Consider the following 22,641-nt stretch of genomic DNA (forward strand, 5'->3'; position numbering starts at 1 on the left):
GAGGATTTGCAGCAGCCAGTGGGGGCTCCCAGATGACGACAGGTCGGCCCGGCGTCGCCGCCGCACCGAACGCGGCGTACGCAGGTCAGGTGGTGCAGTTCCCGGACCCGGTCCGCGCGGAGCGACACCCCGCCGGGGTCCGGGTGGACGAGTACGGCTACCCGGCCTTCGGCCCGTACGCCGCCGCCGCGGCCGAGGTCGCCGACCCGCCGGACGGCTTCGGCGTGGACGAGCTGCGGCTGACCGACTACGTGTCGGCCAACGCCGCGCTGTTCACCCAGGGCCACCCGCTCTGGGCCGACCTGGACACCGCCGTCGCCACCCCGCCCGGCTGGACCTGGCACCACGCGGTCGGCCGGGCCGCCCCCGGCTGGCGGCGGATGGAGCTCGTCCCGGTGGAGGTCAAGGCGCTGCTGCGGCACCACGCCGGCCTGGCCACCTCCGCCGCCGACCACACCCGCCGCGGCACCCGCCCGCTGCAGGAGCGCCGGCCCGTGCACTTCTCGCTGGCCAAGGACGGCGGCGACCCGATCGGCGTCCCCGAGGACCTGGTGCAGCGCGCCGAGGAGCGCCTCGGCTACCGGCTGCCCGGCGCCTACCGCACCTTCCTCAAGCTGGGCGGCGGCCGCGCCCCGGTCGGGGTGGCGCTGGACCCCGAGCTCGGCATGCTGCTCGACCAGCCCTTCCTCACCCTCAGCGAGGAGTACGGCACCCAGGACGCCGTGTACGCCAACAAGTGCCTGCGCGACCACCTCACCAAGGACTACCTGGGTGTCGCCTACGTACAGGGCGGCATCGTCGCGCTCAAGGTGCGCGGCGACCGGGTCGGTTCGGTCTGGTTCCACCTGTACGACGACGCCCGCGACACCGGCGCGCCGGAGGCCCCGGAGGACCGCTGCGCCCGGCTGCTGCTGCCCTGCGGCGAGGACTTCGACGCGTTCCTGCTGCGGCTGGCCGGCAGCCCGCCGGAGCTGGAGACGGTCGCGGAGCTGATGGTGGACGGCGGGTTCGCCCGGGCCGTCCCGGTGGACTGACGTGGCCGCGGCGGTGCGACGAGCGGGGACGACGAGGATGGGGACAGGGGTGAACCGGGCGTGGTGACGTACGCGCAGGCGCAGGAGCTCGCCGAGGAGTGGATCAACGGCGGGGTGCCGCAGCCGCAGCAGCGCGAGGTGCGGGTCCGGGAGTTCGACCTGGGCTTCGTCTGCTGGGCGGTGGCGCCCGGGGACGGGACGGCGGGGCCGTCGGGTCCGGGGGACGGGTCGGCCGGCGAGGCGCGACTGGTGATCGCCCGGGACTCCGGCGCGACCACGCTCTGGCCCGCGCTGCCCGTCAACGAGGTGGTCCGGCAGTACGAGGAGGCGTACGGGCGGCCGGTCGCGGCCAACCCGGCGGGGGCGGCGAAGCCCGCGCCCGGGCCGGTCGAGGCGACGTCCTTCCTGCTCAGCCCGCCGCAGTGGCTGCAGGAGGCGGGGGCCGCGGCGATCGCGGCGGAGGCGGAGCGGCTGGGGAGCCAGGGAGCTCCGGCTGCCGTTGCTCCGGTGGCCGAGCCGCCCGTGCCCGCCGTGCCGGCCGGTCCTGCTGGTTTCGCCGTTCCGCCGCAGGCCCCGGCCCCCGTGCCGGTGCCGTCGCCCGGGGGCGAGGCGGCCACCGTCCTGATGCCCGAGGGGCTGCGGACCACCGGCTCCGACCTGCCCGACGCGCCCGCGCCGGCCGGGGCCGAGGCCGCGACCGTGCTGATGCCGCCGGAGGGCGGCTACGGCATGCCGCCGGTCCCGCCGCCCGCCGCCCAGGCGCCCGTGCCCGCCGCCGTCCCGCCGCCTGCGCCCGTGTCCGCGCCCGTGTCGCCCGCGGCCGTCGAGCCGGCGCCGACGCTGCTCGCGTCGCCCGACGCCGCGCCGGGGCTGATGGGCCTGCCGGGTGCGCCGTCCGGGCCGCCCGGCGGGGTGGAGCAGACGCCGACCGTCCTGGCACCGCCCGCCGCCGCCCCGCAGCCGGCCGCGCCCCCCGCTGCGGCCGCGCCGGTGGATCACGCGCCGACCGTGCTCGCCGCGCCCGGCGGCCCGCCCGGCCTGGGCGGTCCGCCCGCCGCCCCGGCCCCCGGGGCTCCTGCGGCCCCGGCCCCGGCGCCGCAGGCCGGGCTCGGCCGCAACCCGGCGTCGGCCCCGCCGCCGCCTCCTCCGGCCGCGCTGCGCGGTGGCGCGTCCGGTCCGGGCGCGCACGGCGTCGCGCTCGGCCGCAGTCCGGCCTCCGCTCCGCCGCCGCCCCCGCCCGCCGGGTTGCGGCACACCCCGGGTGCCGTCGCGCCCGCCGCCGGCCCCGGCGGCCGCGCGGCCGGTTCGACCCCGCCGCCCCCGCCTCCGGCGGGCCTGCGCGGGGCCGTCGCGCCGTCGCCCGCCCCGGTGCCGCCGCCCGCGCCCGCCTCCGGCGCGGCGTACGAGGCGACCCAGCTGGCCGAGGCGGTCGACCCGGCGCTGCCGGGCGCCGTGCCGGCCGACCCGGGCACCCCGCCGTCCGGAGGCCCCGCCGTCCCGCCGCCGCCCGGCGGTCCGGCGGCCCCCGCCGCGCCCGCGGCCGGTTACGGCTACCCGAACGCGGGCGGTGCGGCCCCGGCCGTCCCGCCGGCGCCGGTGCCCGGCGTGCCGCAGGGCGCCGCCGTCCCGCCGGGGGTGCCGGCGGTCGGCCCGGGCTACTTCGCCGCGCTCAGCTACCGGGGCCCGGACGGCTCCGAGCAGAAGCTGCTGCACCGCAGCGAGCCCGGCACCCCGCACCCCGAGTGGAAGATCCTCCAGGACCTGCGGCGGCTGAACGTTCCGCCGGAGCAGGTCCTGGAGCTCTACACCGAGCTGGAGTCGTGCGACCTGCCGGGCGGCTACTGCAACCGCATGATCGCCGCGTCCTGGCCGAACGTCCGGCTCACCCACACCGCCGCCTACGGCCGCGACCACGCGTCCCGGCAGGCCGGCATGGCCGAGCTGCTCGACCACCTGGACGAGCTGCACCAGCTGGCCTCCGGGGCCCAGCGGGTCCGCCCGTCCCGGGTGCCGCTGCCCGCGCCGGGGACGGTCCAGCCGCTGCCGCCGCTCCCGCCGCAGCAGCTCGCCCAGGAGCTCGGGGCGGCCTTCGGCCAGAACGTGTTCCGCTACGAGCAGCGCGCGGTCTCCCGCCAGGGCGTGCCCGAGCCGGTGTCGCAGTCCCTGGTGTGGGCGGGGCTGCCGCGCGACTTCGGCCCGTTCTTCTGGGCGCAGGCGCAGGAGGGCCGGCCGATCCCGACGCTCGCCGAGCTGGCCGCCGAGCGCGGTCTGCCCGCGGCCCCGGACTTCGGCGGCTACCTGGTGCTCGGCAACGACTACGGCCGCCAGCTCTGCGTCCAGTACGGCACCGCGAACGTGGTCGCCGTGGACGTCGACGGAACCGGCCAGCCACCCCGGTTCGTCAACACGGGTGTACCGGAGTTCGTCCGCGCGCTGGCCCTGCTGGGCCGGATGTGGCGGCTGCGGTACGGGCTGACCCCGGACCAGGCCGGTCGCTGGACGACCGACTTCCAGGCGCAGCTCGCCGCGATCGACCCGGCGGCCCTGCAGACCGCGGACACGTGGTGGGCCGTGCTGCTGGAGCAGTTCTGGGACGGCCTGCTGTAGCGGGTCGTCGCGGATCCTCGCAGGTGGGGAGGGGTCGTTCCGGTGTTTGGGACGACCCCTCCGGCATGCCGTCCCGGCTGTGCCTCGTTGGGGTTTCGCCCAGATCTGCGCAAAATAGGTCAAGAGGATGGGTCTATTCGTCCGGTCCTCGACGTATTCCGGTCCGCCAGGCGTCCGATTTCGGCCCTGGCCGCCGAACCGGTTCCGGATCCGTCCGTTCCGTCCGATCATGGGCTCCGCAGCCCGCGACATGAGGGGAAGAGCCCATGAGCGACGCCGTCCCCGAGTACGGCTTCACCTCTGCCCGGCGCGGTTACGCGCCCGAGCAGGTCGACCGAGCCCTCACCGCCCTCACCGCGCAGCGCGACGAGGCGTGGGAGCGGCTGAGCGTCCTCGGCGCCGGGCTCCGGCAGATGGAGGCCAGGCTGGCCGACATCCGCCGGGCCGCCGAGGACGCCCCGGAGCCCGACTACGAGGTGCTCAGCGAGCAGGCCGCCGGACTGGCGGTGATGGCCCAGAACGAGGCGCGCGCCGTCCGGGAGAAGGCCGAGCGCTTCTCCGAGGACCTCCGGGACGAGGTCTACGACGCCGGCCAGGCCCTCGGCCACGCCGCCAAGGAGTACGCCGCCACCACCCGCTCCGAGGCCGACCAGGCCGCCCGGCGCACCGACGAGCGCACCCGCTCCGAGGCCGAGGGCATCCGGGCCGAGGCCGACCAGGAGAGCCGCAGCGCCCGGGACGCCGCCACCTCCTACGCCGCCAAGGTGCGGGTGGCCGCCGCCGAGGCCGGCGAGCAGGCCGAGGCCACGCTCGCCGAACTGCGCCGCAAGGCCGACGAGACGTTCGCCCAGGCCCAGACCAGGGCCGACGCCGAGGACGCCCAGGTCTCCGCGACCGCCGAGCGCCGGGTCAAGGAGGCCGAGCAGCACCGGGAGACCGTGCTCGGCCGGATCAAGCAGCTGGAGACCGACGCCCAGGCCAAGGCCGACCAGCTGATCGAGCAGGCCCGCCGGGAAGCCGAGCGGATCAACGCGGCGAGCGAACGTGAGCAGGGCGAGTTCGACGGCCGTCTGGACACCGTGCAGAAGCACCTGGACCACATCAAGGCCACCCTGGCCTCGCTCACCGGCGCAGCGGTCGGCGCCATCGAGCCGGAGCGGCTGGCGGCGGCGGTCGCCGGGCCGGCGGACGCTCGGTCGGTCGCCGACGAGGCGCCGGTGGACGAGGCGCCGGTGGACTCGGAGGCGGACACCGGCGAGATCGCGGTGGCCGACCTGCGGAAGGCCGTCGCCCCCGTCGCCCCGGTCGCACCGGCGGCGCGGGAGAAGCCGGTGGCCGGGCCGCGGATGCCGGTCGTGGGCGGGGCCGCCGCCGGGGCCGCGAGCGGTTCCGGTACGTCCGGTGCACCCGCCGGCAAGGCGCCCGCCGGGGCGGTGGCGACCGGTCCGGTCGCGCCGGCCGCGGCGCCGCCGAAGCCGGTCGGCCCGCCCCGGTCGGCCGAGGCCGACGGGGACGGCGAAGGCGTCGAGAAGGAGCCGCAGGAGGAGACCCGGATCATTCCGAAGATCGTCATCGTGGACGACGGCGCCGGCTACGCCACCCCGAACACGGTGAGCTACCGGCGTCGCTGACCGCCGCGCCGGCGGCTCGTCCGCGATCGGCCGGGTGGACTCCGAGCCCTGGGCCCTGACCGCCTCCCCCCGGGGCGGTCAGGGCCTTCGCGTTGCGGTCGACCAGCCGGCGCCGGTAGCCGGCCGGGGCGGCGAACCGGGGGCCGGCCGGGTTGGTCCTCGAAGACGTACGACGTCGGCCTGCCGCGCTGGCAGTCGATGCACCCGTGGCGGCGACGGCGGGCCGGAACGCGGTCCGGCGGGGCGGCGGCCATGAGTGAGGCCGAGACCCGTGGCGCCCTCCAGGAAAGGGCGCCACGGTTCCCGGCGCTTGGGCGGGCGCCCCCACCCAGGGTCGCCCGGCCTCGCACCTCCGACCCCCATCGGGGGTGCGACAGTGCCGCCACAGCCATCCCCCACGGTTGGGTGCGGCGGGCACATTCACCATGGTGCGCGATCTCCATGGACAGGCAGTGACAGGAGTATGTCCAGTTCGTGGCGGATCGCGGAGCCGAATCCGACCAGGGGCCGGACGGTTCGTCCACCGGCCGGTCCGGTGTTCCGTCCAGTCGTTCGTCCGCGGTCCGGTCCCGGGCTCCGTCCGGGGCCGTTCGTCGCCCCGGACGGTGGTTCGTTCCCGCCCGGCCCCGCCGGGTCGTACACCGCGTGCGCGTCCGTGCCGCGGCGTAGGCTGGACACCCCCGGCCGCTCGGCGTGCCGGGCCGTTCGCGTTGCCCCGGCAGGCCTCTGCCGCCCGGAGGCAGCACCAGCCACGGGACGAAGAAGAGACCCTGATGAGTCTGACCGGACTGCTCGATGTCGTCGCGCGGGACTCGGCGCTCGCCGAGGCCATCGAGGCGGCGACCGCCACCGGAGCCGCAGCCGGCGGCCGCCGCCACCTGGACCTGGTCGGACCGCCCGCCGCCCGGCCGTTCGCCATCGCCGCGCTCGCCCGCGCGCTGGCCGGCCAGGCCGCCGGCGAGCGGGGCCGTCCGGTGCTCGCCGTCACCGCGACCGGCCGGGAGGCCGAGGACCTCGCCGCCTCGCTGCGCTCGCTGCTGCCGCCGGACGCGGTCGCCGAGTACCCGGCCTGGGAGACCCTGCCGCACGAGCGCTTGTCGCCCCGTTCGGACACCGTCGGGCGCCGGCTGGCCGTGCTGCGCCGGATCGTGCACCCGCGGGCGGACGACCCGGCGGCAGGCCCGGTGCAGGTGGTCGTCGCGCCGGTCCGCTCGGTGCTCCAGCCGCAGGTCAAGGGGCTGGCCGAGCTGGAGCCGGTGGCCGTCCGGCGCGGTGAGTCGCACGACCTGGAGGAGGTCGCCCGACGGCTCTCCGCCGCCGCCTACGCGCGCGTCGAACTGGTCGAGAAGCGCGGTGAGTTCGCCGTCCGCGGCGGCATCCTGGACGTCTTCCCGCCGACCGAGGAACACCCGCTGCGGGTGGAGTTCTGGGGCGACGACGTCGAGGAGATCCGCTACTTCAAGGTCGCCGACCAGCGCTCGCTGGAGATCGCCGAGCACGGCCTGTGGGCGCCGCCCTGCCGTGAGCTGCTGCTCACCGACGAGGTGCGGGCGCGGGCCGCCGAGCTGGCCGCCGAGCACCCCGGGCTGGCCGAGATCCTGGACAAGATCGCCGAGGGCATCGCGGTCGAGGGCATGGAGTCGCTGGCGCCCGTCCTGGTGGACGACATGGAACTGCTGATGGACGTGCTGCCGCTCGGCTCGGTCGCCGTGGTCTGCGACCCCGAGCGGGTCCGCACCCGGGCCGCCGACCTGGTGGCGACCAGCCAGGAGTTCCTGCACGCCTCCTGGGTGGCGGCCGCGGCCGGCGGCGACCGGCCGATCGACCTGGAGACCATCGACGTCTCCGCCGCCTCGCTGCGCTCGCTCGCCGAGGTGCGCGAGCACGCCGCCGAGATCGGCCTGCCCTGGTGGTCGGTCAGCCCGTTCGCGACCAGCGAGTCCACCGTGAACGAGGTCCTGGAGTTCGACGCCAACACGCTCACCCTCGGCATGCACGCCGTCGAGGCCTACCGGGGCGACACCGCCCGGGCGATCGCCGACGCCAAGGAGCGGCTGGCCGCCGACTGGCGCGTCGTGATGGTGACGGAGGGCCACGGGCCCGCCTCCCGGCTCGCCGAGGTGCTCGGCAACGAGGGCATCCCGGCCCGGCTGGTCGCCGACCTCGCCGAGGCGCCCACCCGGGACGTCGTCTACGTCTCCTGCGGCTCGATCGAGCACGGCTTCGTCGACGAGGCCCTGAAGCTCACGGTCATCACCGAGACCGACCTGTCCGGCCAGAAGTCCTCCACCAAGGACATGCGCCGGATGCCGTCCCGGCGCCGCAACGCGATCGACCCGCTGGCCCTGGCCACCGGCGACTACGTCGTCCACGAGGCGCACGGTGTCGGCCGGTACGTCGAGATGGTGCAGCGAACCGTCCAGGGCGCCACCCGCGAGTACCTGGTGCTGGAGTACGCCCCGGCCAAGCGCGGCCACCCCGGCGACCGGCTGTTCGTGCCGACCGACCAGCTCGACCAGGTCACCAAGTACGTCGGCGGCGAGGCCCCGACGCTGCACCGGCTCGGCGGCGCGGACTGGGCGAAGACCAAGCAGCGGGCCAAGAAGGCGGTCAAGGAGATCGCCGCCGACCTGATCAAGCTGTACTCGGCGCGGATGGCCGCCCCCGGCCACACCTTCGGCCCGGACACCCCCTGGCAGCGCGAGCTGGAGGACGCCTTCCCGTACGCGGAGACGCCGGACCAGCTGACCACCATCGCCGAGGTCAAGTCCGACATGGAGAAGTCCGTCCCGATGGACCGGCTGATCTGCGGCGACGTCGGCTACGGCAAGACCGAGATCGCGGTGCGCGCCGCCTTCAAGGCGGTGCAGGACGGCAAGCAGGTGGCGGTGCTGGTGCCGACCACGCTGCTGGTGCAGCAGCACTTCTCCACCTTCGCCGAGCGGTACGCCAACTTCCCGGTGTCGGTGAAGGCACTCTCCCGGTTCCAGAGCGACAGCGAGGCCAAGGCCGTGCTGGAGGGCCTGTTCGAGGGCTCGGTGGACGTCGTCATCGGCACCCACCGGCTGTTCTCCTCCGAGACCAGGTTCAAGGACCTCGGCCTGGTCATCGTCGACGAGGAGCAGCGCTTCGGCGTCGAGCACAAGGAGCAGCTGAAGAAGCTGCGCGCCAACGTCGACGTGCTCACCATGTCCGCGACGCCGATCCCGCGCACCCTGGAGATGGCCGTCACCGGCATCCGCGAGATGTCCACCATCACCACCCCGCCGGAGGAGCGGCACCCGGTGCTGACCTTCGTCGGCCCCTACGACGAGAAGCAGATCTCGGCCGCGATCCGGCGTGAACTCCTGCGCGAGGGCCAGGTGTTCTACATCCACAACCGGGTGGAGTCGATCGACAAGGCGGCCGCCCGGCTCAAGGACCTCGTCCCCGAGGCGCGGATCGCCACCGCGCACGGGCAGATGGGGGAGAACCAGCTGGAGAAGGTCGTCGTCGACTTCTGGGAGAAGGAGTTCGACGTCCTGGTGTCGACCACGATCGTGGAGTCCGGCATCGACATCTCCAACGCCAACACCCTGATCGTCGAGCGCGGGGACACCTTCGGTCTCTCCCAGCTGCACCAGCTGCGCGGCCGGGTCGGCCGGGGCCGCGAGCGCGGCTACGCGTACATGCTGTACCCGCCGGAGAAGCCGCTCACCGAGACCGCGCACGAGCGCCTGGCCACCATCGCCCAGCACACCGAGATGGGCGCCGGTATGTACGTCGCGATGAAGGACCTGGAGATCCGCGGCGCGGGCAACCTGCTCGGCGGTGAGCAGTCCGGGCACATCGCGGGCGTCGGCTTCGACCTCTACATGCGGATGGTCGGCGAGGCGGTGGCCGAGTTCCGCGAGTCGCTGGCGAACGGCGGCGAGCCGGAGGAGGAGCCGCTGGAGGTGAAGATCGAGCTGCCGGTCGACGCGCACGTGCCGCACGACTACGCGCCCGGCGAGCGGCTGCGGCTGCAGGCGTACCGCTCGATCGCGGCGGTCAACTCGGAGGCGGACATCCAGCAGGTCCGGGACGAGCTCGTCGACCGCTACGGCAAGCTGCCCGAGCCGGTGGAGAACCTGCTGCTGGTCGCGGCGCTGCGGCTGTACGCCCGGCGGTGCGGCATCGCGGACATCACCCTCCAGGGGGCCAACGTCCGGTTCGGGCCGGTGGAGCTGCGGGAGTCCCAGCAGCTGCGGCTGAACCGGCTCTACCCGCGCAGCCAGGTCAAGGCGGCCGCCCAGCAGCTGCTGGTGCCGCGGCCGAGTACCGGGCGGATCGGCGGCAAGCCGCTGGTCGGGCGGGAGCTGCTGGGCTGGTGCAGCGAGTTCCTGTCGGCGATGTTCGACGACCTGGCGGGGTCGAAGAAGTAGGGCGTGCCCTGGCGCCCGCACGGGCCCGGGGGCGGGGGCGGGCTCCGTCGGGCCCGTCCCCGCCCCGGGCGGGCGGCGGGTAGGTTCGGGGTGTGACGACGAATGTTCCGGACGCGAAGCTGATCCTGCTGACGACCACCCACCGGGTGGCCCCCGGGTTGCTGGCGTGGCCGGCGTGGGAGGCGCTGCGGTCGGCGGGGCGGGTGCTGGCGGCGGACGCGGGGCATCCGCAGGTGGCGGCGGTGCGGCAGGCCGGGGTGGAGGTCGAGGTCGTGGCGGCGGGGTCGGCACCGGCGCTGGCGCGGCTGCTGACCGGGCAGCCGGGCGGGGCGGGGCCGACGGTGTGGCTGGGCAGCCCGGACGGGGATCCGGGGCTGACGGACGCGCTGGCGCGGCTGGCGGTGGAGCACGCCGGTGAGGTGCCGGAGATCGAGGTGCTGCCGGGGTCGTACGACCTGCCGGGGGCGCGGCTGCTGGACCTGGTGTCGGTGATGGACCGGCTGCGCTCGCCGGGCGGTTGCCCGTGGGACGCCGAGCAGACGCACGAGAGCCTGGTGAAGTACCTGGTCGAGGAGGCCTACGAGCTGGTCGAGGCGATCGAGGAGGGGGACCGGGAGACGCTGCGCGAGGAGTTGGGCGACGTGCTGCTCCAGGTGTTCTTCCACTCCCGGATCGCCGAGGAGCACCCGGCGGAGGCGTTCTCGATCGACGACGTGGCCGGTGACATCGTCGAGAAGCTGATGTACCGGCACCCGCACGTGTTCGGGGACGTCGAGGCGGAGGGCACCGCCGAGGTGGAGGCGAACTGGGAGCAGCTGAAGGCGGCCGAGAAGGCGGACCGGGAGTCGGTGCTGGACGGCGTGCCGGCCGGGCTGCCGTCGCTGGCGTACGCGGCGAAGCTGGTGTCGCGGGTGCGCCGGGCGGGCTTCGCGGGCGTGCCGGACGAGCCGTACGCGCTGCCGACGGAGCTGACGGCGCAGTCGGCGGGCCGGCTGCTGCTGGCGGTGGCGCAGCGGGCGTACGACGCCGGGGTGGACGTGGACGCGGCGCTGCGCTCGGCCGCGCGCGGTTACCGGGACGCGGTGCGCGCGGCCGAGGGCCTCGGGCCGGTCGGCGGGTAGCGGGCCCGGGCGGGGCCTCAGGCGGCCGTGGCGGTGTTCTCGATCGGCCGCCGCTGCCGGGGGACGACTTCGCCGATGGCCTCGCCGACGAGGGCGAGGAGTTCGGCGAGGCGTTCGAGGTCGAGGCGGGCGGGCAGTTCGGCGAGGGAGACGATCCGCTCGCCGTCGGGGCCGGCGACGCAGAACAGGTCGATGGGGCCGAGGTGCTTCTCGGCGGTGTCGACGAGGGCGGCGACGTCGCTGGGGCGGCGGATGTCGCCGCCGACGCCGACGACGGGGCAGCCCGGCCGGTCGAGTTCGGTGGCGAGGTCCTCGGCGACGCCCGCACGCTGGTCGGCGATCAGCACTCCGGCGGCGCCGGCGGCGGTGAACCGGCGGGCGAGCTCGGCTCCCGATCCGCCGTCGAGTACCGCGATGACGACGACTGCCCCGCTGACCCGCATGGTCTGCTCCTCCCTGTGGGCGACACCGCACCGGCGCCCACGATTTCTGCGGAGGATCGTAGGCAGGTCCTGACCCTCCGCAACAGGGATTACCCCTCAGGTGACCAGGGTCACGCCCGCCACCCGGCCAAGAGCTGTCCAAGAGCTGTCCACGGACCGTCCACGGGGCGTCCACGGAGCGTTGGCGGGCCGTCCGCCGGGTGTTGACGATCCGGCCCCGCCGGTCGCGGTCGCCGGAGGCGGTGCGGCCGCGACCCACCGGATACGGTCGACGCATGCCAGTGCAGCCCGACCCCGCCGCCCCGCAGCTCTTCACCTGGGAGTTCGCCACCGACCCGTACCCCGCCTACGCCTGGTTGCGCGAGCACGCCCCGGTGCACCGCACGACGCTGCCGAGCGGGGTGGAGGCCTGGCTGGTGACCCGCTACGCGGACGCGCGGCAGGCGCTGGCGGACGGCCGGCTGTCGAAGAACCCGGCGCACCACAGCGAGCAGGCGCACCGCACCGGGCGGGTGGGAATTCCGGGGGAGCGCCAGGCGGACTTGATGACGCATCTGCTGAACATCGACCCGCCGGACCACACCCGGCTGCGCCGGCTGGTGTCGAAGGCGTTCACGCCGCGCCGGGTGGCGGAGTTCGAGCCGCGGGTGCAGCAGCTCACGGACCGGCTGATCGACGGCTTCGCGCAGCGCGGTTCGGCGGACCTGATCCACGAGTTCGCGTTCCCGCTCCCCATCTACGCGATCTGCGACATGCTGGGCGTGCCGGCCGAGGACCAGGACGACTTCCGGGACTGGGCCGGGATGATGATCCGGCACGGCGGCGGCCAACGCGGCGGCGTGGGGCGGGCGGTGAAGCGGATGCGGGCGTACCTGCTGGAGCTGATCCACCGCAAGCGGGCGGATCCGGGTGACGACCTGATCTCGGGCCTGATCCGGGCGAGCGACCACGGCGAGCACCTGAACGAGAACGAGGCCGCCGCGATGGCGTTCATCCTTCTGTTCGCGGGGTTCGAGACGACCGTCAACCTGATCGGCAACGGCACGTACGCGCTGCTGCGCAACCCGGAGCAGCGCAGGCTGCTGCAGGAGTCGGTGGTGCGCGGCGAGACGGCGCTGCTGGAGACCGGGATCGAGGAACTCCTGCGCTACGACGGTCCGGTGGAGATGGCGACGTGGCGTTTCGCGACGCGGCCGCTGTCGATCGGCGGGGTGGACATCCCGGTGGGCGATCCGGTGCTGGTGGTGCTGGCCGCGGCGGATCGCGATCCGGCCAGGTTCTCGGACGAGAACACCCTGGACCTGGCCCGCACGGACAATCCGCACCTGGGTTTCGGCCACGGGATCCACTACTGCATCGGGGCCCCGCTGGCCCGCCTGGAGGGACGGAGCGCACTGGCCACGCTGCTTTCCCGGCTGCCGGACCTGCGGCTCGCGGAAAACCCGGAGAACCTGCGCTGGCGAGGTGGCCTGATCATGCGTGGCCTGCGGGAACTCCCGGTCGAATTCACTCCGGAGACCCGCTCTCCGCACGCGCCTCCGGTCACGCCGACCGACGCTTCGACACGCTGACTGCACGTCTCCGGCGGCTCATGGGACCGGGTCTGAACCCGTATCAATCCGGACATACCGCCGCCGTTGGTAGGCGATTGACCACGCGCCGTAATTTGTGTGTGATATCGGCGATATGAGCTTGTTATTGGTCTGATGATCTGTCTACTCTCCCTGGAGTTCGCAGCTGCGGACCTCGTGCGCGGAACGCCGAATCCTGCCCGCCGCGCCACGGGAAACCGACCAGACCCTGGGCAGGGGCGGGGGAACCAGGTTTGTTGCCGTTCCCCAACGGCTTGGGGTGAAGCCGCCCGAGCGGAATCGTTTCCGCTTTCGGCGGCCGGGCCACCTCCCGGTCCGAACCCGACAGCTCACCTCGCAGGCGTGCGGAGAGGGACCTCTTCATGCTGTTCGTTGGAACTGGCCGTCACCGTCGTCGCACCCAGGCCGAGAAGGCCATCGCCGTCGCCGGTGTGGCCGGCGTCGGACTCGCGATGCCGCTCCTCACCGCCACCGGCGCCTCCGCCGCCCCGGCCTCCACCTGGGACGCCGTCGCCCAGTGCGAGAGCGGCGGCAACTGGAGCATCAACACCGGCAACGGCTTCTCCGGCGGCCTGCAGTTCACGCCCAGCACCTGGAAGGCGTACGGCGGCACCTCCTACGCCCCGCAGGCCAACCAGGCCAGCAAGGCGCAGCAGATCTCGGTCGCCGAGAAGGTGCTGGCCTCGCAGGGCCCGGGCGCCTGGCCCGTCTGCTCCCAGAAGGCCGGCCTGACCAAGGGCGGCGCCCCGGCCTCCGTGGACACCTCCACGGACGCCAAGCCCGCCAAGCAGCCCGCCGCCAAGCAGACCCAGCAGACGCAGGCCCCGAAGCCCGCCCAGCAGCCGGTCAAGCAGGCCGCCCCGAAGCCGGCCGCCCAGCAGCCCGTCCAGCAGGCCCCGCAGCAGACGCAGCCGCAGACCCAGGGCTTCTCCGGCAAGGCCGGCTGGGACGCCGACGCGAAGGTGTACTGGTACCAGAACAACGGCGCCTGGTACTGGACCAGCCACCAGAGCGTCTACCAGCAGTACGCGGGCCAGCCCGCCGCCCAGCCGCAGTCCGCGCCCCGCGCCGCGCAGCCCGCGCAGTCCGCCCCGGTCGCGCAGTCCGCCGCCGCGCAGGGCGGTCACGACTACACCGTCCGGGCCGGCGACACGCTGTCGACGATCGCCGCCGCCCAGGGCGTGTCCGGCGGCTGGCAGTCGGTGTACGACGGCAACCGCGGCACCGTCGGCGGCAACCCCAACCTGATCATGCCCGGCCAGGTGCTGCACCTCGGCTGAGCGGCCCGGGCCCCGAACGGCCCGCGCCCTGCGGGCGAAGGGGGACGAGTGCCGTCCCCCTTCGCCCGCATTCCCCCGTATTCGCCCGCTTCGATCGGGCAAGCAGGTGAACTACTGGCGGGTAGCCGGGCCACACGCTGAGACGGGACCGAGGCCAGCGCGGCCCCGGGGGCCGGGGCGGTTAGGCTCTGGTCGTAACGACTCCGCAATCGTCCCGCCGGCAGCACCCAACGTCAGCCGGACCCTGCTTCCGCAAGGAGATGCCTCGTGCCGTCCATCGATGTCGTCGTAGCCCGTGAGATTCTCGACTCGCGTGGCAACCCCACGGTCGAGGTCGAGGTCGGCCTCGACGACGGCAGCACCGGCCGTGCCGCTGTCCCGTCGGGTGCCTCCACCGGCGCCTTCGAGGCGCTGGAGCTGCGCGACGGTGACAAGAACCGCTACTTCGGCAAGGGCGTGGAGAAGGCCGTCCTGGCCGTCATCGAGCAGATCGGCCCGGAGCTGGTCGGCTACGACGCCACCGAGCAGCGCCTGATCGACCAGGCCATGCTCGACCTGGACGCCACCCCGGACAAGTCCTCGCTCGGCGCCAACGCGATCCTGGGCGTCTCGCTGGCCGTGGCGCACGCCGCCTCCGAGGCCAGCGACCTGCCGCTGTTCCGCTACCTGGGCGGCCCGAACGCGCACGTGCTGCCCGTTCCGATGATGAACATCCTCAACGGCGGTTCGCACGCGGACTCCAACGTCGACATCCAGGAGTTCATGATCGCCCCGATCGGCGCGGAGTCCTTCTCCGAGGCCGTCCGCTGGGGCGTCGAGGTCTACCACACCCTCAAGGGCGTGCTGAAGGAGCGCGGCCTGTCGACCGGCCTCGGCGACGAGGGCGGCTTCGCGCCGAACCTGGACAGCAACCGCGAGGCCCTGGACCTCATCACCGAGGCCATCCAGAAGGCCGGCTACGTGCCCGGCCGCGACATCGCGCTCGCCCTGGACGTCGCCGCGTCCGAGTTCTACGAGGACGGCGCCTACCAGTTCGAGGGCAAGGCCATCTCCGCCGCAGAGCTCATCGAGTACTACGCCGGGCTGGTCGACGCCTACCCGCTGGTCTCCATCGAGGACCCGCTGGACGAGTCGGACTGGGACGGCTGGAAGGCCATGACCGTCAAGCTGGGCGACAAGGTCCAGCTGGTCGGCGACGACCTGTTCGTCACCAACCCGGCCCGCCTGGCCAGGGGCATCGAGACCGGCACCGCCAACGCGCTGCTGGTGAAGGTGAACCAGATCGGCTCGCTGACCGAGACCCTGGACGCCGTCGAGCTGGCCCAGCGCAACGGCTACCGCTGCATGATGTCGCACCGCTCCGGCGAGACCGAGGACGTCACCATCGCCGACCTGGCCGTCGCCACCAACTGCGGCCAGATCAAGACCGGTGCCCCGGCCCGCTCCGAGCGCGTCGCCAAGTACAACCAGCTGCTGCGCATCGAGGAGATCCTCGACGACGCCGCCGAGTACGCCGGCCGCGGCGCCTTCCCGCGCTTCCGCTCTGCGGAATAGCAAGCACAGCCGCGCCGCGGAATAGCAAGCACAGCCGCTCCTCGGAGCGGCGAGCACGGTCGCTCCGCCGACCGGTGAGCACGCCTGACCGGTGCCCCGCCGTTCACCCCGTAGGGTGGACGGCGGGGCACCGTCGCGACCAGGAGGGGAACGGGAGATGGCAGGCTGGAGGATCCCGGGCTTGGCGGCCCGGCCTCGCTTCACGAGCCGGGCGACCGTCCTCGTCCTGGTGCTCTGCTCGCTGGTGGCGATCCTCGCCTACCCGACGCGGCAGTTCATCTCCCAGCGCGCCGAGATCTCCGCCCAGCAGGCGAAGGCCGACCGCTCCCGCCAGCAGGTCGAGCAGCTGCGCCGGGAGAAGGCCCGCTGGCAGGACCCCGAGTACGTCAAGGCGCAGGCCCGCGCCCGGCTGCACTACGCGATGCCGGGGGAGACCCCGTACATCGCGGTGGATCCGGCCGGTCCGGCCGCCGCCCGGCCCTCGGCGTCCGCCTCCGCTGCCGCCGCCGGTCCGGCCGCCTCCGACGGTGCGCCCGGCGGCTCGGCGCGGGCCGCCAAGCCCTGGTACGCCAGCATCTGGGACTCGGTCGACGCCGCCGACACCACCGACGCCGCCGCCCCGGCCCCCGCCTCCCCCCGTCCGCTCCCACCGTCCCCCGCTGGAGACACCTCCCCCCATGACCACTGAGAACCACCCCGCCGTCTCCGACGCCGACGTCGCCGCCATCGCCGCCCAGCTCGGCCGGGTGCCGCGTGGCCTGCGCGGCGTCGCGCACCGCTGCCCCTGCGGCAACCCGGACGTCGTGGAGACGGCCCCCCGACTGCCGGACGGCACGCCGTTCCCGACGCTGTACTACCTGACCTGCCCCAAGGCCGCCTCGCTGATCGGCACCCTGGAGGCGGACGGCGTGATGAAGGAGCAGACCGCCCGGCTCGCCGAGGACCCGGAGCTGGCCGCCGCCTACCAGAAGGCACACGAGGACTACATCGCCCGGCGCGACGCCATCGAGGTGCTGGAGGGCTTCCCGAGCGCCGGCGGCATGCCGGACCGGGTGAAGTGCCTGCACGTGCTGGTCGGCCACTCGCTGGCGGCCGGCGAGGGCGTCAACCCGCTCGGCGACGAGGCGATCGGCCTGCTGGAGGACTGGTGGGCCAAGGGCCCCTGCGTCTCCCCGGCCGAGGTCGAGGCCGCCGGTGCGCGGGTCGCCCGCAACCGGGCCAAGGACCATGACCACCAGGCCGTGATCGAGGCCAAGCAGCAGAAGGCCGCCGAGCGCGCCGCGAAGAAGCGGGCCGCCGAGGAGTCCGACCCCGGGGAGTCCGCGTGAGCATGACCCGGGTGGCCGCGATCGACTGCGGCACCAACTCGATCCGGCTGCTGGTCGCCGATCTGGACCCGGCCACCGGGGAGATCACCGACCTCGACCGCCGCATGATCATCAACCGGCTGGGCCAGGGCGTGGACCAGACCGGCCGGCTGCACCCGGACGCGCTGGCCCGCACCTTCGCGGCCTGCCGCGAGTACCGGGGGGTCATCGCCGGGTTCGGAGTCGGCCCGGAGCGCACCCGCTTCGTCGCCACCAGCGCCTCGCGGGATGCCGAGAACAGCGACGAGTACGTCGAGGGCGTGCGCGCGATCCTGGGCGTCGAGCCCGAGGTGGTGAGCGGGGAGGAGGAGGCGCACCTGTCCTTCGTGGGCGCCACCAAGGAGCTGACCGGCGGCCAGTTCCCGGCGCCGTACCTGGTGTTCGACCTCGGCGGCGGCTCGACCGAGTTCGTGCTGGGCGGTGCGGACGTGCAGGCGGCGCGCTCGGTGGACATCGGCTGCGTCCGGCTCACCGAGCGGCACTTCGGCGGCGCCGAGCTGCCCTCGCCGGAGCAGATCGAGACGGCCCGGGCGCACGTGCGGGCCGAGCTGGACAAGGCCGAGGAGGTCGTCCCGCTGCGCGGCGCGGCCACCCTGGTGGGCCTGGCCGGGACGGTCACCACGGTGTCCGCGATCGCCCAGGACCTGCCGGCCTACGACTCGGCGGCGATCCACCACTCGCGGATCGGCCGGGAGCGGGTCGCCGGGATCGCCCGCGAGCTGCTGGGCGCCACCCACGCCGAGCGCGCGGCCATCCCGTCGATGCACCCGGGCCGGGTGGACGTGATCGCGGCCGGCGCGCTGGAGCTGCTGGAGATCATGGAGCGGACGGGCGCGGCCGAGGTGGTCGTGAGCGAGCACGACATCCTGGACGGCATCGCCTGGAGTATGGCCTCCTGACCTCCTGCGGGCCTTACCCGACCGGCCCCGGCACCCCTTTCGGGGGTCCGGGGCCGGGGCGCGCCCGGACCGGTGCGGGAAAGTTCGTGAATTTCTTCACATGGCGATCCAGTCATTCGCCGCACCTGCTCGCCCGCTACGTCCGAAATGTGGGACCGAAGGTCTGCTCGCCGTGACGACCCCTGGATCGCAGGTCAAGCCTCGGTTGAGGTTTGAAAATCGAAATCACGAGCGGGAACCCGGGCACCGTACGGATCGTTGCTGCTCAGCAGGGTGGTATTCCGGCGTGCGCTCGCGAGGGGGCGCCCGGGACCGTGAGCCGACGCGCTGGGCCCGGATTTGCGGCCGCGCAGTGTAGCACGGGGTGTCCAGAAGCTTGTGACCGGGCTCACGAAGGCTGCTCCGGACGGTGCTGGATACTTTCGGATATGAGCACCACGGAGCGTCCTCGCATCCTCATTGTCGGCGGTGGTTACGTCGGCCTGTATGCCGCGATGCGCATCCTCAAGAAGATGCGTTACGGCGAAGCGACCGTCACGGTCGTGGACCCGCGGTCGTACATGACGTACCTGCCCTTCCTCCCCGAGGCGGCCGGCGGCAACGTCGCGCCCCGCAACCTCGTCGCGCCGCTGCGCAGCGCCCTCAAGAAGGCGGAGGTGCTCACCGGTGCGGTCACCGGTGTGGACCACGCCCGCAAGGTCGCCACCATCCAGCCCGCGGCCGGCGACAGCTACGAGCTGCCCTTCGAGTACCTGGTCGTCGCGACCGGCTCGGTCTCCCGCACCTTCCCGATCCCGGGTCTGGCGGAGCACGGCATCGGCATGAAGACGGTGGAGGAGGCCATCAGCCTCCGCAACCACGTCATGGCCCAGCTCGACAAGGCCGAGTCCACCGCCGACGAGGAGGTCCGCCGCAAGGCCCTGACCTTCGTCGTCATCGGCGGCGGCTTCGCCGGTGTCGAGACGATCGCCGAGGTCGAGGACATGGCGCGCGACGCCGCCAAGATCTACAAGACCGTCAGCCGTGACGACATGCGCTTCGTCCTGGTGGAGGCGGCCAACCGCATCCTCCCGGAGATGGGCCCGGACCTCGGTCTGTGGACCAAGGAGAAGCTCGAGGAGCGGAAGATCGAGGTCTACATCGAGACCTCGATGGACTCCTGCGTCGACCAGCACGTGGTGCTGAAGAACGGCCTGGAGATGGACGCCTCCACCATCGTGTGGACGGCCGGCGTGAAGCCGAACCCGGTGCTGGCCAACTTCGGCCTGCCGCTGGGCCCGCGCGGCCACGTCGACACCGCGCCGACCCTCCAGGTCCAGGGCTTCGACTACGTCTGGTCCGCCGGCGACAACGCCCAGGTCCCGGACCTCGCCTCCGGCGAGGGCGCCTGGTGCCCGCCGAACGCGCAGCACGCCGTGCGCCAGGCCGCCGTCCTCGGTGACAACGTCATCTCGGGCATGCGGGGCTTCCCGCAGAAGAACTACGAGCACAAGAACCTCGGTGCGGTCGCCGGCCTGGGCCTGCACAAGGGCGTTGCGATCCTCTTCGGCAAGGTCAAGCTGAAGGGCCGTCTGGCCTGGTGGTTCCACCGCGCGTACCACGGCGCCATGGTCCCGACCATGAACCGCAAGGTCCGGGTCTTCACCGACTGGACGCTGGCCATGTTCCTGAAGCGCGAGATGGTCGGCCTCTCCCAGATGGAGCAGCCGCGCCTGCCGATCCAGGAGGTCACGGCGCCCACGAAGCCCGTGGAGGCCGCCAAGCCGGCCGCCGAGAAGGAACTCGCCAGCAAGTAAGCGACTGAGACCCCGGTGTGGGAGCACCGGGGTATGAGTCGGAGGCCCTCCGCCCGGCAGTGTCGCCGGACCACGACCTCCGTGGTGCTCAGCCGGCCGTGCGACCGGGCGGAGTACAGAAGTAGCAGGGCCCCTGCCGAAACCCTCCGGCAGGGGCCCTTTCTCGTCGTCCGCCCGCTGGGCGGGCCCGTGAGGGGCGGTCAGTCGGTCTTGATGCTCGCCAGGATGTCCAGCTTGGACGCCCGGCGGGCGGGCCAGATCGCGGCCACCAGGCCGACCACACCGGCCAGGGCCAGGAACAGCGCCAGCTGGCCGAACGGCAGGACCGTGGTCAGGCCGCTCAGGCTGGACTTCAGGGTGCCGTTGATCGCCCAGGCGATGAAGCAGCCGAGCAGCAGGCCGATGCCGGCGCCGAACAGCGAGATCACCACGGACTCCAGGCGGACCATCCGCTTGATGCCCCGGCGGTCCAGGCCGATCGCCCGCAGCATCCCGATCTCGCGCTTGCGCTCGAAGACCGACATCGCCAGCGTGTTGATCACGCCCAGGATCGCGACCAGCACGGACATCGCCAGCAGGCCGTACATCAGGTTCAGCGCGAAGGTGATGGCCTGGCTGAACTCGTCGCGGACGTCCTGCTTGGACTTGACGTCGATCACCGGGTTGGCGCCGGTGGCGTCCTTGAGGGACCGCTTGAGCGCGGCGGTGGCGCCGTCCTTGCCCTTGACCGCGACGTCGGTGATGTAGGGCTTCGGCTCGTGCTTGGCGACCTCGCTGTTGGCCAGCAGGACCGGGCCGAGCATGCCGCCCTTCTCGTACACGCCGCCGACGGTGAGCTGACCGGTGGACTGGTCCGGGTAGGAGACCGCCACCGTCGAGCCGGCGGTGAGGTGGAGCTCCGTGGCGAGGTCCTGGTCCACCAGGACCTTGCCCTGGCCGAGCGCGGCGGCGGCGCCGCTGGTCAGCTTGACCTCGACGAGCTGCTCGAAGGAGCCGGCGTCCATGCCGGTGATCGTCACGCCGGTGCCGTCGAACTTCCAGTTGGCGGTCGTCACCGCGGAGGAGGCGGCCACCCCGGGGGCCTTGGCGATCTCCCCGGGCACCTGCTCGGACAGGCTCATGTGGTTGGCGCCCGAGACGATGTAGTCGGACTTCATCGAGCTGGTGACGGCCTTGTCGATCGCGCCGCCGACCGAGGCACCGATCACGGTGAGGCCGCTGACCAGGGTCAGACCGATGGTGAGCGCGGCGGCGGTGGACGCGGTGCGGCGCGGGTTGCGGACCGCGTTCTGCTGGGCGAGCTTGCCCGGGGTGCCTCCGAGCCCGCGCAGCAGCGGGCCGATCAGCGCGACCACCGGGCGGGAGAGCAGCGGCAGCAGGACGAACACGCCGATCAGGGCGAGCAGGGCGCCGAGGCCGACCGGCAGGCGGCCGCTGTCGTTGCCGGTGGAGGCGCCGAAGCCGATCAGCGCGAGGCCACCGGCGGTGAGCGCCGAGCCGATCGCGTTGCGGACCAGCAGGCTCTTCTGGCTGGTCGGCTGGTCGCCGCTGCTCATCGCCGCCACCGGGGCGATCCGGGCGGCGCGCAGGGCCGGCAGCAGGGCGGACACCACCGTCACCAGGACGCCGACGGCCAGGGTCACCGCGATGGTGAGCGGCTTGATGACCAGCGTGCCGTGCGGCATGTTCTCGTTCAGCCGGCTCATCAGGGACTGCATGCCGGCGCCGATTCCGATGCCGGCGAGCAGCCCGGCCAGCGCCGCGATGGTGCCGATCGCCAGGGCCTCCACCAGCACCGAGCGGGTGACCTGCTTGCGGCTGGCGCCGATCGCCCGCAGCAGCGCGAGTTCCTTGGTGCGCTGGGCGACCAGCATGGTGAAGGTGTTGGCGATGATGAAGATGCCGACGAAGAGCGAGATCCCGGCGAAGACCAGCAGCATGGTGCGCATGCCGTCGGTGGCCTTGGTGATCATCTCCTGCTCGTCGGCCTTGAGCTTGGCGCCCGTCTCGACGTCGAAGTGCTGGTCGGACGGCACCTTGGGCTGGACCTGGGCGAGCAGCGCGTCCTCGCTGGTGCCGGGCTTGGCGGTGAGCACGATGCTGCTGAAGTGGCCGGGCTCCAGCAGCAGCTGCTGGGCGGTGGCGCGGTCGAACAGGGTGAGGGTGCCGCCGCTGTTCACCACCGGGTCGTCGGTGGTGAAGACGCCGGTGAGCTTCGCCTCGATCACCGGGCCGTTGATGGCGATCCGGACGGTGTCGCCGATCTTGTAGCCGGCCTTGTCGGCGGTCTTGCGGTCGAGGGCGATCTCCTTGCTGTTCTTCGGGCCCTGGCCCTCGGCCATCGGGTAGCGCGGGTCCTTGCCGTCCGCGGCCGGGGCGAAGTTGGCGCCCTTGGCGGCCCAGACCTGGCCGATCAGGTTGCCGCTCCGGTCGGCGACCCCGGTGAAGCCGCTGACCACGCCGCGGGCGTTGGCGGTGCCCGGCAGGGCGGCCAGCTGCTGGACGGTGGCGTCGGTGAGCGAGGCGTTGCCGCTCTCGCTCTTCAGCTTGGCGCTGGCGCGGGCGCCGGCCGAGTAGTCCACGACCTGGACCGAGACGTCCGAGTAGCTCTTGGAGCTGTTGTCCCGCATGGCTTTGCCGAAGGTGTCGGAGAAGACCATGGTGCCGGCGACGAAGGCGGTGCCGAGCATGACGGCCAGCGCCGTCATGAGGAGTCGGCCCTTGTGGGCCAGCACGTTGCGCAGTGCGGTGCGGTACATGGGGTGTCCTGGGTTTCGCGTAGGGGCGGCGGCTGGGCTGGCGGGCCCTGGCTGGTGGTGGCTCTAGCTGGTGCGGCCCTTGGCGTCGAAGCGGCGCATGCGGTCCAGGACGGTGTCGGCGGTGGGGTGGTGGAGTTCGTCGACGATGCGGCCGT

At 73.5% G+C, this 22,641-nt stretch carries 13 protein-coding genes, 2 pseudogenes and 1 riboswitch; of the genes and pseudogenes, 12 read left to right on the forward strand and 3 right to left on the reverse strand.

What is annotated here, in order from left to right; translation table 11 throughout:
- Positions 1 to 32: 32 nt before the first annotated feature.
- The 5 genes from ABT015_RS07800 to ABT015_RS07820 all read left to right on the forward strand — a co-directional run bounded on the left by ABT015_RS07800 (position 33) and on the right by ABT015_RS07820 (position 10,796).
- The gene (locus ABT015_RS07800) at positions 33 to 1,034 is read left to right on the forward strand and encodes an HNH endonuclease (RefSeq protein ID WP_350877745.1); all 1,002 of its coding nucleotides are present in this window, start codon (positions 33 to 35) and stop codon (positions 1,032 to 1,034) included.
- Between the two features lie 60 nt (positions 1,035 to 1,094).
- Positions 1,095 to 3,641, forward strand: coding sequence for an SUKH-4 family immunity protein (locus ABT015_RS07805; protein WP_350877746.1), 2,547 nt, complete (start codon positions 1,095 to 1,097; stop codon positions 3,639 to 3,641).
- 266 nt (positions 3,642 to 3,907) lie between these two features.
- Positions 3,908 to 5,272, forward strand: a complete 1,365-nt coding sequence (locus tag ABT015_RS07810) for a coiled-coil domain-containing protein (protein WP_350877747.1) — start codon at positions 3,908 to 3,910, stop codon at positions 5,270 to 5,272.
- Positions 5,273 to 6,045: 773 nt separating this feature from the next.
- Positions 6,046 to 9,675 (forward strand): transcription-repair coupling factor, encoded by a 3,630-nt coding sequence (mfd, locus tag ABT015_RS07815; protein WP_350877748.1) that lies wholly within the window; start codon positions 6,046 to 6,048, stop codon positions 9,673 to 9,675.
- A 92-nt stretch (positions 9,676 to 9,767) separates the two neighbouring features.
- Positions 9,768 to 10,796 carry a nucleoside triphosphate pyrophosphohydrolase gene (locus ABT015_RS07820; protein WP_350877749.1) on the forward strand — a complete coding sequence of 343 codons (1,029 nt, stop codon included), beginning with the start codon at positions 9,768 to 9,770 and terminating at the stop codon, positions 10,794 to 10,796.
- 17 nt (positions 10,797 to 10,813) lie between these two features.
- On the opposite strand, the gene ABT015_RS07825 is transcribed toward ABT015_RS07820, so the two are convergent.
- Entirely contained in the window at positions 10,814 to 11,239 is a 426-nt protein-coding gene (locus ABT015_RS07825) for an SDR family NAD(P)-dependent oxidoreductase (RefSeq protein ID WP_350877750.1), read from the reverse strand.
- 275 nt (positions 11,240 to 11,514) lie between these two features.
- On the opposite strand from ABT015_RS07825, the gene ABT015_RS07830 reads away from it, so the two are divergent.
- The 7 genes and pseudogenes from ABT015_RS07830 to ABT015_RS07860 all read left to right on the forward strand — a co-directional run bounded on the left by ABT015_RS07830 (position 11,515) and on the right by ABT015_RS07860 (position 19,727).
- Positions 11,515 to 12,810: a cytochrome P450 family protein gene (locus tag ABT015_RS07830; RefSeq protein ID WP_350877751.1), complete on the forward strand. Its 1,296-nt coding sequence runs from the start codon at positions 11,515 to 11,517 to the stop codon at positions 12,808 to 12,810.
- Positions 12,811 to 13,020: 210 nt separating this feature from the next.
- Positions 13,021 to 13,188, forward strand: a riboswitch (cyclic di-AMP (ydaO/yuaA leader).
- A gap of 5 nt (positions 13,189 to 13,193) precedes the next feature.
- The gene (locus ABT015_RS07835) at positions 13,194 to 14,111 is read left to right on the forward strand and encodes a transglycosylase family protein (protein WP_350877752.1); all 918 of its coding nucleotides are present in this window, start codon (positions 13,194 to 13,196) and stop codon (positions 14,109 to 14,111) included.
- A gap of 267 nt (positions 14,112 to 14,378) precedes the next feature.
- The gene (gene eno / locus ABT015_RS07840) at positions 14,379 to 15,665 is read left to right on the forward strand and encodes a phosphopyruvate hydratase (RefSeq protein ID WP_350877753.1); all 1,287 of its coding nucleotides are present in this window, start codon (positions 14,379 to 14,381) and stop codon (positions 15,663 to 15,665) included.
- A gap of 181 nt (positions 15,666 to 15,846) precedes the next feature.
- Positions 15,847 to 16,353, forward strand: coding sequence for an FtsB family cell division protein (locus tag ABT015_RS07845; RefSeq protein ID WP_350877754.1), 507 nt, complete (start codon positions 15,847 to 15,849; stop codon positions 16,351 to 16,353).
- Positions 16,325 to 16,846 (forward strand): annotated as a pseudogene (locus ABT015_RS07850) (DUF501 domain-containing protein); the annotation flags it as partial. The gene ABT015_RS07845 and the pseudogene ABT015_RS07850, both read left to right, overlap by 29 nt.
- Before the next feature lie 149 nt (positions 16,847 to 16,995).
- A complete protein-coding gene (locus tag ABT015_RS07855; protein WP_350877790.1) occupies positions 16,996 to 17,931 on the forward strand; it encodes a Ppx/GppA phosphatase family protein in 936 nt (311 codons plus the stop codon).
- Between the two features lie 428 nt (positions 17,932 to 18,359).
- Positions 18,360 to 19,727: an NAD(P)/FAD-dependent oxidoreductase gene (locus ABT015_RS07860; protein ID WP_063348030.1), complete on the forward strand. Its 1,368-nt coding sequence runs from the start codon at positions 18,360 to 18,362 to the stop codon at positions 19,725 to 19,727.
- A gap of 200 nt (positions 19,728 to 19,927) precedes the next feature.
- On the opposite strand, the gene ABT015_RS07865 is transcribed toward ABT015_RS07860, so the two are convergent.
- Both ABT015_RS07865 and ABT015_RS07870 read right to left on the reverse strand, forming a co-directional pair.
- Positions 19,928 to 22,486 carry an ABC transporter permease gene (locus tag ABT015_RS07865; RefSeq protein WP_350877755.1) on the reverse strand — a complete coding sequence of 853 codons (2,559 nt, stop codon included), beginning with the start codon at positions 22,484 to 22,486 and terminating at the stop codon, positions 19,928 to 19,930.
- A 63-nt stretch (positions 22,487 to 22,549) separates the two neighbouring features.
- A pseudogene (locus ABT015_RS07870) lies at positions 22,550 to 22,641 on the reverse strand (ABC transporter ATP-binding protein); the annotation flags it as partial.

The sequence above is a fragment of the Kitasatospora sp. NPDC094016 genome (assembly GCF_040304045.1).
Taxonomy (GTDB): domain Bacteria; phylum Actinomycetota; class Actinomycetes; order Streptomycetales; family Streptomycetaceae; genus Kitasatospora.